Genomic DNA, 12,561 nt, shown 5'->3' on the forward strand with positions numbered 1-12,561 from the left:
ATAGAGTGACTGAAAAAGAAAAGGGCCCGATTACGCGGGACATGACAATTGACGACATCTTTGCAAAGCATCCCGATAAAGGGCAGCGCCTTTCACAGGAATTGACGAATGCAGGTCTACATTGCGTTGGCTGCCAAGCAGCGACATGGGAGACTCTAGAAGTGGGTATGCTTGGCCACGGCTTTGATGATGATAAAATCGACTCTCTCATTGCCCGTTTAAATGAGATTATTGCTGAAGAGGTGGACCCCACCACTATTGCCCTGACAAAAAGGGCAGCAGAGCGCTTTAAAACAATCTTAGAGCAAGACGGTAAGAAAGGCTGGGCCTTACGCTTTGCCGACAAACCAGGAGGGTGTGGGGGATTTGAATACGTGCTCGACTTTTCAGAAACTCCAACAGAAGATGATACGATCTTTACTTCGCATGGAGTGGATATTCATGTCAAAAGCAAGATGCTCGCGCGTCTACTCGGCTGTGAAATTGATTATCTAGAAGGACTTATGGGATCGGGCTTTAAAGTGACCAATCCCAACGTCAAAGGTTCATGCAGCTGCGGCAACTCCCAGAGTTATTAAACAGAAACACTTGTCGCATAATTCAAAAATAAAACCGCAAATATGTATCCTTTAATTAGATCTGTATCACCAGGTTTAATACGACTATTTAAAATATCGTAAACCGTCTTAACTGCATGTTTTTCCTCAGGAGTAAGTACCAATCCAGTTTTAAGTTTCGTTAATGCGCTTGTAAAGTGACCTTTTTTGACTGTCCGAGGATCAACAGAACTTAGATTGAAATCTTTTTCAGCTTTGACATTAACCCAGACAGTAGCCCAATTTGTTCCAGAATGGTTTCTTTGAACTTCTAATCTAGCTTCACTATTTTCAAGAAGTGAAGTATCAAGAATTCTAGGATAATGTTTGATTTTATCCTTTGGAGCATGAGGAGCGCCCGTTTGCAGTTGTTTGAAAGTTCTGAGCTGGTTATCAGTTAGCGGGCCTCTTGAAGAGTCTCTAAGGTAATCTGCCACAGCTTGGAAATCTTCTTGAGTCGGCTTATAAGCATCTGTATTGGAAGGAGCTACTTCACTTTCGAGAGATATAACCTGAATGGCAGTAGTGAGGTTTTCGCGATAATACTTGATTTTATCCTTTGGAGCATGAGGAGCGCCCATTTGCAGTTGTTTGAAAGTTCTGAGCTGGTCATCAGTTAGAGCAGTATCCGAAACACCATTGATATAATTCAGTACAGCTGTGTAATCAGCGCTAGTCGGAACATGTGTATCGACATTGGCTGGGTCTCCAGCAACTTCAGTCAATAAAATGCGTTCACCTGCTTTAGAATTTATTCGATAGTGTCGATCTTTCTCATTGAAAGTAAGAGGAACATCTGTTTGCAGTTGTTTAAAAGTTCTAAGCTGGTTTTCAGTTAGATCAGTGCTCGAATCACCGTTGATGTATTGAAATACAGTTGCGTAATCGGCGCTAGTCGGAGTGTAATCATCTGTATTGTCGGGTTTAGCTACTGATTCAAGTGTTAAAGGTCTAAGGGCGTAATTTAACCTATTTTCGACTAATTCGAAGGTATTGTTACGGTCATCTGGATTCTTTATTGAAGCAAGGGCTTTTTTCACATCTTCACTTGGTTCAGTATGCGATGTGCTTGCTAACCAACTCAATGCTTCTTCAAAGTGTTCTGTAGTACCATTCCAACCACGTACATCAACACCTTCAGTCACTTGTTTAAAGAGCCCTGCAGCAATTTGCTTCTGGTAATGTGCTGCTTTTTCTAAAGGTTTCTCAGTAGGAGGAGGAGTGTTTTTTTTCATTTTTTTATACGTCTTGATCTGACTTATTGTTAGCGGTTCTTCTGAGCGACCGTTAAGAAATGCTTCAACCTTAAGGAGGTCTTCTTTTGAAGGATCATAACCATCCACCCCATCAAGTTCGGGTAGTTCTTCTAAATCAATTACCCTGATTACTTTATCGAGTTCGGAAATTAAATTGCTCTTATCCATTTCCTGAGTCAATACTCCTGCAATGATGATTGCTCTTGACTCAGGACTTGGTTCAGAGCTAACAGGGTCTTTTAGCCAGGCTCTTGCATCCCTAAAATCTTTTGGTGTGGGTTTCCAAGAAACGTCGTGGGTTGGCATACCGGTTTCATTTAATTTACACAAAACGTAGTTGGCACGAGCTTGCTCTATGAGGAATGTGATTTTCTTTGCTGGATCTGTAATCGTGTCTGGAACTTCAGGTAAGCTTAAATATGCGTAGAGCGCTTCCTTTGTTAATGATTGGGCAGGCAATAATCCACGCAGATACTGGTGAAGCTTTTGATAGTGTGCGGCTTTTTTGTCCCAGTTTGTATAATCGGGATCGCTTTCCAGAGCCTTGAGGTTTTTCGATGTCAATTCAGCAGCCCTTCTATCTAGCTCAGGGTGAATTGCTTTGAATTCTTCTTCTTTCAGCTTTGCCAACATTTTTTGTTTCCAGACTGTTGGATCTGTTTCTGGAGGAGAGATTGACTCATGAGCTAATTTAAGTGCAAAGAGCCGTTGCTTTGCAGTTATTGAAGATGTGTCCAGGACATTTTCTGGCTTACTTAGGTCTTCTAAGAGCTCAATAGCTGTACGGAAATTACTATTTTTTGTCTCACTTTTCCAGGTGTTGTAATCTCCATCCATTACAGCGTCTTCTATCTTAGTCTTTATTTCGGGGAGGAATTGTTCAACGATTTTATCTTTTAAATATGAATCTAAGGAGGAGAGTAAAAGTGTAGGATCACTTGAATCTATTGTCGTACCGCTAGGAATAGCAATTTTCCAAGTTTGTAGAGCGGCAATTTCTTCTTTAGTTAGATCTAGAGGATAATTTGTTTTTCCCAATTTTTCTCGAAGACTTGCAAAATCCTTAAGTTGGGGTGTAACAGAGCTAACATCGTGATGTAATAAAGAAGTTAAGAGTTCGATTTTTCCAGCTGGAGTCTTCCACTGATCCAAGACATTTTGTTTTAAAGTGATTTTTGCATCAAGTTCATCGACTTTTGCTTGTAAAGTAGATTTTGAACCAAAAGGGCCACGATATGCTTTATCACGAGCTTCTATTTTACGTGTTCTTTCCTCTTTAAGTTGTTGCAAATCAGATACAAAATCTGTAGGTTTCTTAGCAAAATTGATTTTTTCTTCTCGTTCAGCAACTTCTTTTCTTAGCTCTGAAATTTTTGTTCTAAGGAAATTTTCTACTGGCGCAGAGTATAGGAGGAGGTTTTTCTCCTCCGTATCAAAACCTGGTACAGTCCAATTTTCAGCTACTTTTTTCACAGCAGTAGACCAAGCTTCAGTAGCTTCTTCCTGAGATGCGTAATCTGTTCCGATATATCCTCCCAACCAACTTGAAGGAAGAGCTCCCAAGACAGGTACAAGACTTAAACTGTTCCCTATTTTTTGGCTTGCGGATTCAATCTGTGTAGCATATCCAACTAAACGATTAAGTTCATCGATTTGCTCTTTCTGTTCTTCTTCTAAATTGCATTTAAGAGCTGTTTTAGCTTCTACCGTTTTGGTACTGGGCTCAGGATCTGTTGAACCATGTATTCCTGTGTGGCTTGGAGTGCTTGCAAGTAGTGGAGCAGCGCGAGAGTCATCAACAGGTACGTCGATCACATCAACACGAGCAATTGCAGTCAATCTATGAGCTTCTAGCCAGCAATCATTGACTTTACTGATAAGCGCTTTGTAGGCATGATCTGCTGTAGTTTGTGTATGCTTTTCAGGGTCTGTTTCTTTGGTTCCAACTTCATGAATGGCTTGGAAAACAGCTGTAGCGTACTTCGGATCTCCAAGGTTATCTACATTTTCTTCTAACCAAGTTTCTTTACTAACTGTTACTCCTGGCTCGAATTTCTCATGAGCAGTTTTATAGAGCAGTTTTGTAACATCTGCTTCAACGTCAGGGTTTAATGAAACTTGGAAAGTCTTCACAGCATCATTGACGTATATTTGAAGTGCTTGTTCGTATACTTGTTTGAGTGTTGTAGTGGGCGAAGCTGCCGCAAGATGCTGTCTGAAGAGGCGTACGAACTTTTTATCTATCTGATTGAGTGCACCGTCTATTTCATCTCTTGTCATCCCTTCAACAGTTTTGCTTCCTAACTTTGCTTCGAGGTCAAGTACAGCTTTCTGATCACCGGTCATTCCATCTTTGATCCCTCCAAAAGCTTCAGAATAGGTGGAGAGGTGAGCTGTTGTAAGTGATTGTTTTTGGTGGCTTACCGAATCTTCGTCATCTGCTTCGTCTGATTTGACAAAGTGAACCCCTCTTTCGTCGAAGAAAGCATTTTGACGACTCTTTGCTTCAGATGTGTCGTGAACGTCACGGTGGGGGTCTAGAATAGATTGAGCTAAATCATTAATTTTCTGAATATTAACAGATTGGAGGCCAGCATTTGCAGGGTCTAAGGCTCTTTGCAGCTCGCTTCTACGGATAGGGTTACCATCCTTGTCATAAGGAATAACGTATCTTTTATACGCTACACCATCGCGCGTAAAGCTATCGACTTGTATCCCATACCCCTTCCTAACACAGGTCTGGAGCTTTGAATAGGCCACTTGATTGGCTGTTGATGTGGCTGAGCTCGTAGCCATAGTACTTCCCCATTATTACTCATTTAGTTTAATTATATCATTTTTGATAAAAAAATTACTAATATTTAGTAAACATATTATTAATGTATTATGTTTTATTTATGTAATTGTTTGTTAGTGTGTTAAAAAAGATGGACCTTTATTTGGGATTTGGTAAGGTGAGTTCAGAGGTTTAGATCTTAGGAAAAAATTTAACCCATTTATTTATAGATACTTATGAGAAAAGTTATTTCCGAAGTAAAAGAGAAATTGCGTGCTGTTCTGATTTTTGGCCCTCCGGGCTCGGGAAAGGGGACTCAAGGGAAGTTCTTGAGTAGCGCAGGGAACCATTACCATCTCTCATCTGGGGATATTTTTCGGGGGCTTTCTCCAGAGTCTCCAGCTGGGAAGGTCTATCATAGCTATGCTAGTGAGGGTAAGTTAGTTCCAGATGAAATCACCATCGAGATCTGGCACCACTATGTTATGGGTCTTATTGCGACGAACCGCTATTTTCCAGATGAGCAGCTTATTTTGCTCGATGGAATCCCCCGGACGAAGCATCAGGCAGAGATTTTAGATAGCTATGTGGAGGTTCAAAAAATTATCTTGCTTGAGTCCAAGTCGAAAGATGTTTTAGTTCAAAGACTTAAAAGGAGAGCTCTCATTGAGCGCCGTTTTGACGATTCTGATGAGAAAGTCTTGCGTAGTCGGATGGAGATCTACGAGCAGGAGACGATCCCTGTCCTTGCTCACTATCCAGAGGAAAAAATCGTCCGTTTTGATGCCGAACTCCGCCCTCTGGAGGTTTTGCGGGATATTCTCACATCTTTATGTGAAATTCTTTCTTAATTATTTCTTGATCATTAATTAAATATTTACTACAATAATAGAGCGGTACTTTACCGTTTAAAATAATAAACTTTATTAACCCGTTAACAAAAGTTTTTAATTTTCTATTATGGAGTTGAAAAATGGCGTCACAGATACCGTCGCGTCCAAGTCAACGCTCCACTGTGAGCGAAGGCTGGGGGTTTGCTGGTGCAGGCCGCCTTGCCTCAAGCGTATACCAAAAGGGCTATTCATTTATAGCTAGTTTGGGTGGGTCGCTGCTGCCGTTTTTCTTCACACAGAATTTTCAAAATCCTTCTGTTGGTACGAATGACGGCCAAAGCGACTCCGTGTTGAAAAACCGTAGTCTTCACGTCAGAACCTCTACATCATCTGATTTGAGACTTGTATCCGGGCTCAAAGATCAGCCCGAACTAATGATTGATGAATCTCAAACTGGAGAGTCTGAGCGGATTCTGCCTAAACCTGCTGTAAAACGAGGTGAGGGAGATAATCCTAAATCAGACGGTCCAACGCTGCTGGAAACAGCAGTGAAAACAGATAGAGTTGCTCAAAAAGAGATGAAGGAACCTTGGTGGCTTATAACCGGTCCATCAAATGAATTTATCTATGCAACAAGCGACATATCGAGTTTATATCGGATGGTTCATGGAGTTCAGCTGGCTGTTACGAATCAGCCTACACCTCCAGGAGATACTGCTCTTGGAATCACATCGGCTGCCAGTATTTTGACAGGATATGTTGCGGGATGTCGCGGCTATGTTCAAGATAGAGAAGCTAGTAAGATTGGAGACTTTTGGGGCCAGGTGAGTGGAAAAGTGACCATGGCACGAGGTGCCTTTGAAACAACTTATGGAGCTGCGATGCTTCCTACTCGCATCCTCTCGCTTGTTGCTGCATCAAATGGTTCACAGTCTGTTGCTCAAGCTGCAGCGGTTTCCGGAAATGTCGCATCTGCGCTTGGTGGCGTGATGTACTTGCTTTTAGCGATTCCTTGCGCCATCTCTGTTGGCAAAGGGATCCAGTTTAAAGTAGGTCTTAACGAGGCCATGAACGACCCTGAGTTTAAAACAGAAAGCGAAAAACTCCGTGGTGGTATTGATTACATTATGGGTAAGCTTGTTTTAAATCGAGATGATCGTCGAGAACTAGCGACAAAGGTTGCTTGCGATCCAAGTATTTGGGATGGCGAGAATGTCACACCTGTCGACATCAGTGCAGCAGATGAGAAATTGCTTTCTCAAGGAGACAAGGACTACATTCAAGGGTTTGCCGGAGCGTACGGGAAGAAGCATGATTACAGCGAGTTTACAATTGCGCAAATTGGAGAGCACATTAAGTCAGCTTTTATCAATGGAAAGAAATTGAAAGAAGCTGAGCTTGGACGGATGGCTGATCCTGCAACAGTGAAACTTGTAAAAGACGAGCTTGAAAAACCAAAAGCTGAGCAACTGCTAGAGCGTTTACTAGATCCAAATGACAAAACAGCTGTTCAAGATGCTGAAGCGTTCTTAAATCAAGTGAATAAGAATGCAAATTTCAACATTGCAATGAATGCAACGATTCTTATCTTGTGTATTCTTGGTGCTGTTGCCTTTTTTGCTGGAATGGCTGTAACTGGTGGCGGTCTTGGGATTGCTCTTTCAGTGATTTGGGTTGTCGTTTCTATTGGAATGCTTGCAGTTGATGGTTACTATTTATGGCAGGCATACAAAAGTGGCGATCCTAAATTTGGCGACAAGGTCATGATGTCGCTTATGGGCCTTTTCATGACGGCATCAGTGATGACTGCTGTTTTCTCGGGCGGACTCGTTCCTCTTATTGCAGCAGGTGTGATTGGCTTAATGTGGGCTGGGACTGGTATATACAGTTACTACCGCTGGTCAAAAGAGCCTGTTGATGAAGAGAAAACCGACAAAGTGGCACAAGAAAAAATTGCCCTTCTCAAAGAAGAAGAACGTCGTCTTCTTGCTGAGAAAGAGCACCGTCGCTTAGAGGAAAATCTCAAAGAGAAACTAGCCTAAAAATACTCCCCCCTATTACAAATAGGGGGGTATGTCTTACGAAGCACAACTACAGGACTTTTTAAATTTTATCGGTTCCGAAAAGGGACTCTCTATCCATACTATCGAAGCCTATGAGCGCGATTTGCGCACCTTTTTATCAAGTTATCCGAAAACAAGTCTCGAGAGTGTCACTCAAGAAGAGATCATTTCGTTTATCGAAAAGATGAAGGGAAAAGGGTATGCTTCGAGTAGTCTTTCTCGCTCTTTGGTGGCAATCAAAGTTTTTTTCCGTTTTTTAAAACGGGAAAGGCTCATTGTACAAGATCCGACGGCTTTGATTGAATCACCCAAACTGTGGCAACTCATTCCAGAAGTTCTAACAGAAAACGAAATCACAGCCCTCCTCAAACAGCCTGATGTGGACTTAGAAATTGGGGCGCGGGACCGAGCCATTTTAGAAATGCTTTATGCAACGGGGATGCGGGTTTCTGAGCTTTGCAGCTTGAATGTGCATGATGTCGATGATCAAACTGTTCACGTCAGAGGAAAGGGGGGGAAAGAACGGATTGTGCCAATTGCTGCTGTTGCTATTGAAGCCCTTGACCATTACTTAAGTTTTCGAAGAGATGTGAAAAAGTTAAAAGATGAGCCTCTTTTTCTCACAAAAAAGGGGAAGCGCATTGGTAGAACGCAAGTATGGGTCCGTCTCAAACATTATGGGAAGGGAGCGCAAATTGACAAAGTCATTTCGCCTCACACCTTGCGCCACTCTTTTGCGACCCATTTGCTCGATCATGGTGCAGATTTGCGTGTGATTCAAGAGCTACTTGGCCACGCAGACATTTCTACGACTGATCGGTATACCCATTTATCGAATAAGCATCTGTATCAAGCTTTCGATCAATTCCACCCTAGGAAATAATTCTTTTTTTTGAGATGATGCTTATATGTTTAAGCACTTATCGATTTTTCTTCTTTGTTCTCTAAGTGTGTTTGCAAGTGAGCAAATAACGCCTGTTAGGCCTCCTGCTCAAGAGATTACCCCAAAGGGACAAACTTTTGTCCAAAATGGGGTGGCGATGCCTTATGTCTCTGCGAGTTTGATTTACTGGAAAGCGCGTGAAGATGGATTGCAGTATATTGTCACTGGACAAAGTGGCTTTCGCGGAAAAGTCTATGAACCCGATTTCGAAGGACATCTCGGGTTTAAAGCAGGACTTGGAGTCAATCTTGGACATGATGGATGGGATGTCTATTTGCAGTACACCTACTTTGACTCGGATGCTGCGGATGATTTTCATAGACCCATCGGTGAAGAGCTCCTTGGAACTGGCTTTTTAATTGGAGGGGTGAACAAGTCTCATGCGAAATGGGATTTTCACATCGATATTTTCGATCTCGAATGGGCAAGGCTTTTTTATATCAGCCCGTATTTGATGTTACGTCCCTTTTTTGGGTTGAAAGGATACTTATCAGATCAAGACTATCAAGTGCGCAGTGAGGGGTATTCTGATGTGAATCGGACAGTGAGCAATTCAGATCGGATTCGGTATGATGTCGATCAGTGGGGAATGGGAATCCGAGGGGGGCTGCAAAATAGCTTTTGTTTCACGAAGAATTTTAGCATTTTTGGCAATTTGGCTCTCGCTGCAGAGTGGAGCCGTTTTCACTTGCGACTCCGAGAAGATAGTGCAACAGCTTTGCTGCTCCGTCTTAAAAATGAGCGCTATCAAATGGTTCCAGTCCTTGAGCTTGCTGTTGGTTTGCGCTGGGATATTTACTTTTATCAAGAGAAGTTCCATTTTGGTCTTGAGTGGGGCTGGGAAGAGCAAATGTGGTGGGATTTTTCCCATGCATTCGATCTCTTTAACCGAGGCTCTAGTGGAGGAAATCTTAATTTCCAGGGGCTGACGGTTCGATCTCGCTTTGATTTTTAGTCTTCTTTCGCTGTTTGCGTGAGTGAACTTTTTCCCGTAGTGTTTCTAGATAAATGAAAACGACTGGTGTAAAAAACAGAGTGAGTACTTGAGAAATGATCAGACCACCGACAATCACAAGACCGAGAGGAATACGTGACATTGCGGTTAAACCTCCCACTCCAAGTGCGATGGGGACAGCTCCCATCATTGCAGCAAAAGTCGTCATGAGAATTGGGCGGAAACGAGCAAGACAAGCTTCATAGATCGCATCGTGAAGGTTTTTTCCTTCATTGATTCCTTCATTCGCAAAGTCAACAATCATGATTCCATTTTTCAAGACAATTCCAAGAACCATGATCAGACCGACAAATGCATAAAGTGAAAGGGGCAATCCAAAGATGAGGAGAGTGATAATGGCTCCCAGACCTGCAGGAGGAAGAGTTGACATCACGGTCAGCGGATGGACGAGGTTTTCATAGAGAATTCCTAAAATAACATAGATGAGAAACAGGGTGACGATAAAGAGAAATCCCATGCTTTGAAAGGTTTGCTTGAAAATATCTGCTGATCCTTGAACGCTTGCTGTCACTCCTTGTGAAAGTGTCTCTGAAGCGATAGCGTTTAGTTTTTGGACAGCAGTTCCAAGAGGCACATCCGGTGCTAGGTCGAACATGATTGTTGCAGAGGGGAGGGTGTTTAAATGTGCAACACTCAAGGGGCCAACCCCTTCTTCTACTTTGACAATTTCTGAGAGGGGGATTTGTGTCGGAAAGGTTTCGTTCTGGGTATTGATTTGATTTTGAGTTGCGATAGGAGTTTTGGAAGAGGCTGAGATGTAGAGTTTATTCAAATCATCAACATGACCATAATCTTTCGGCAATGTTTCGACAATGACGTAGTATTGGTCGGCAATGCTATTGATCAAGGAAATTTTTCCTGCTGCATAGGCATAATCAAAAGCATATTCGAGTCCCATTGCAGAGACATTCAAATCGTAGGCGCGGTCCCGATCGATGGTGATGTTTGCATAGGGAGCATTATTGTGCATATCACTGATGACTTGAGTGAACATTCCCGATTTACGCATTTCTGCCATGACATTCTCAGCATCTTCATACATTTGATCGGGTTCGAGACCCGTTACGACGTATTGGTAATTTCCCATGCTTGTACTGGTGCCAACATCCAGGCTTAATAAGGGCAAAGGACGCATGAAAGTCTTGATTCCAGGAATTTCATGGAGTTGTTCTAAAAGCTCACGAATCACGACGCGCATAGACTGGCGCTCGTTATAGGGCTTAAGTTTTACAAAAAAGAGAGATTGGTTCGAAGTGGGAATAGCTCCTGCCGACACAACCTCTGCAACGTTTGGATCTTTTCTCACTATTTCTGAAACTTGCTTTTGATATTCTATCATTTTGAAAGGAGAAGTTGAATCACTTGCAATTCCAAAGCCTTGAATGAACCCTAAATCTTCTGCAGGGAGAAAGTCTGTTGGAAGGCGGAGCCCTAAAAACACAGTCAAAATAACAGAAGCAATTCCAATACAAAGGGTCGTAAACCGGTGTCTAAAAACAAAGTTTAATCCCTTTTTATAGAGATTTTGTAATCCTCCATTGATTTTATCAGAGAACCGTTCGATCCAATTCTTCTTTGCATGGACGGTATGAGCTCCGACAAACTTACTACACAGCATGGGTGTAAGAGAAAGCGAGATAAATCCCGAGATTAAAACAGCAGTGACGATTGTAATTGCAAACTCGCGAAAAATCCGTCCCATGATCCCGGCCATAAAGATCATTGGAATGAAAACGGAACTCAGAGAAAGGGTCATTGACAAAATAGTAAAGCTGATTTGCTTCGATCCATTCAGAGCTGCTTCCCAAGTGTTTTTTCCCATTTCGACATGGCGGGTAATGTTCTCTAAAACGACAATCGCGTCATCGACAAGGAAGCCAATTGATAAGGTAATGGCAAGGAGGGAAAAGATGTCGATATTGAATCCATAAAGATACATCATTGCAAAGGTTCCCACAACAGACATGGGAAGAGCTAAAATCGGAATGATTGTATCAATAAATTTCCCTAAATAAAACAAGACGACAATCACAACGAGGATGAAGGCGATGAATAATGTAAACTGAACATCATTCACAGATTCCATGATCCAAACCGATTGATCAAAAAGGGTGACAATTTGAGCAGAACTGGGAAGTTCATTTCTCATTTTTTCAATCATTGCTTGGCAGCCTTGAATGACTTTGATCGTGTTGGCATTATTTTGTTTCAGAATTCCAATGATAACGCAAGGCGTTTCACTATCTGCAGTATAGTAATTGAGGCTGTATTTATCGTTTTGTAGGGAATCTAAGGCGCGGCCTAAATCTTTGATTTTTAGAAGGGCATGGTTGTTGTTTCGCACAATCAGTTCATTATAGCCAGCAGCCTGCTGCATCTGTCCGTCAACGTTGATGGTGTATTCGATATCTGGCCCATAAAGATTACCCACAGGCTTTTGGGGATTGCTGTTGGCAATCGCGTTTGCTATCTGATCAATTCCAATTTGATGAATTGCAAGCTTATCAGGATCCACTTGAACCCGAACAGCAAAGGGGGAGCCATACACATTCACTTCTGAAACTCCATCGACCATTCCAAGGCGACGTCCCATAAGAGAGTAGGCATACTCGTATAAAGTGCCCAGTGTCATGGTATCAGATTTAATCGCGTAATAGAGTACAGGTGTTTCAGTAGGGTTGGTTTTTTCATAGGTTGGATTACTCGGAAGATCGTCAGGAAGGTAGGGGGTGGCTTGGCTAATCGCTGATTCTACATCTGTTGCTGCTGCATTAATGTCTTTGTCGAGAACAAATTGGAGAACAATTGTTGAATTTCCGCTAGTACTGGAAGAAGAGATTGTTAAAATTCCATCAATTGAAGTGAACTGTCTTTCTAAAGGAGATGTGACAGTATCAGCCATGGTTTCAGGGCTTGCTCCTGGATAGCTCGTTGTGACTTGAATTGTGGGAAATTCGACATCGGGCAAATCACTTACGGGCAGCGCTTTATAACCTAAAATCCCAAAAAAGAGAATAGAAGCCATGACAAGGCAAGTCATGACAGGTCTGCGGATAAAAATTTCTGATAAGTTCATCCG

Annotated in this window: 7 protein-coding genes; 5 read left to right on the forward strand and 2 right to left on the reverse strand. The window is 42.2% G+C overall.

Going from position 1 to position 12,561, the window contains the following annotated elements:
• Positions 1–5 precede the first annotated feature (5 nt).
• Positions 6–578 (forward strand): iron-sulfur cluster assembly accessory protein, encoded by a 573-nt coding sequence (locus tag SNE_RS12740; protein WP_013943460.1) that lies wholly within the window; start codon positions 6–8, stop codon positions 576–578.
• Here the strand turns inward: SNE_RS12740 and SNE_RS05930 are convergent.
• Positions 575–4,648 carry a hypothetical protein gene (locus SNE_RS05930; protein WP_013943461.1) on the reverse strand — a complete coding sequence of 1,358 codons (4,074 nt, stop codon included), beginning with the start codon at positions 4,646–4,648 and terminating at the stop codon, positions 575–577. The genes SNE_RS12740 and SNE_RS05930 overlap by 4 nt on opposite strands.
• Positions 4,649–4,864: 216 nt before the next feature.
• Here SNE_RS05930 and SNE_RS05935 point away from each other — a divergent pair, with 216 nt between their 5' ends.
• The 4 genes from SNE_RS05935 to SNE_RS05950 all read left to right on the forward strand — a co-directional run bounded on the left by SNE_RS05935 (position 4,865) and on the right by SNE_RS05950 (position 9,422).
• Complete coding sequence (locus SNE_RS05935) at positions 4,865–5,479, forward strand: adenylate kinase family protein (RefSeq protein WP_013943462.1); 615 nt, start codon at positions 4,865–4,867, stop codon at positions 5,477–5,479.
• Between the two features lie 122 nt (positions 5,480–5,601).
• A complete protein-coding gene (locus SNE_RS05940; RefSeq protein ID WP_148258968.1) occupies positions 5,602–7,503 on the forward strand; it encodes a hypothetical protein in 1,902 nt (633 codons plus the stop codon).
• A 31-nt stretch (positions 7,504–7,534) separates the two neighbouring features.
• Positions 7,535–8,407 carry a site-specific tyrosine recombinase XerD gene (xerD, locus tag SNE_RS05945; RefSeq protein WP_013943464.1) on the forward strand — a complete coding sequence of 291 codons (873 nt, stop codon included), beginning with the start codon at positions 7,535–7,537 and terminating at the stop codon, positions 8,405–8,407.
• Between the two features lie 25 nt (positions 8,408–8,432).
• On the forward strand, positions 8,433–9,422 hold the full coding sequence (locus SNE_RS05950; RefSeq protein WP_013943465.1) for an Lpg1974 family pore-forming outer membrane protein: 990 nt from the start codon (positions 8,433–8,435) through the stop codon (positions 9,420–9,422).
• On the opposite strand, the gene SNE_RS05955 is transcribed toward SNE_RS05950, so the two are convergent.
• A complete protein-coding gene (locus tag SNE_RS05955) occupies positions 9,379–12,558 on the reverse strand; it encodes an efflux RND transporter permease subunit (RefSeq protein WP_013943466.1) in 3,180 nt (1,059 codons plus the stop codon). The genes SNE_RS05950 and SNE_RS05955 overlap by 44 nt on opposite strands.
• Positions 12,559–12,561: the final 3 nt, after the last annotated feature.

The sequence above is a fragment of the Simkania negevensis Z genome (assembly GCF_000237205.1).
GTDB lineage: Bacteria > Chlamydiota > Chlamydiia > Chlamydiales > Simkaniaceae > Simkania > Simkania negevensis.

Excerpts from the sequence above, each read along its gene's own strand:
- SNE_RS05955 (WP_013943466.1), bottom strand. The coding sequence starts at position 12,558 with ATGAACTTATCAGAAATTTTTATCCGCAGACCTGTCATGACTTGCCTT.
- SNE_RS05940 (WP_148258968.1), top strand. The coding sequence starts at position 5,602 with ATGGCGTCACAGATACCGTCGCGTCCAAGTCAACGCTCCACTGTGAGC.
- SNE_RS05935 (WP_013943462.1), top strand. The coding sequence starts at position 4,865 with ATGAGAAAAGTTATTTCCGAAGTAAAAGAGAAATTGCGTGCTGTTCTG.
- SNE_RS05950 (WP_013943465.1), top strand. The coding sequence starts at position 8,433 with ATGTTTAAGCACTTATCGATTTTTCTTCTTTGTTCTCTAAGTGTGTTT.
- xerD (WP_013943464.1), top strand. The coding sequence starts at position 7,535 with ATGTCTTACGAAGCACAACTACAGGACTTTTTAAATTTTATCGGTTCC.
- SNE_RS05930 (WP_013943461.1), bottom strand. The coding sequence starts at position 4,648 with ATGGCTACGAGCTCAGCCACATCAACAGCCAATCAAGTGGCCTATTCA.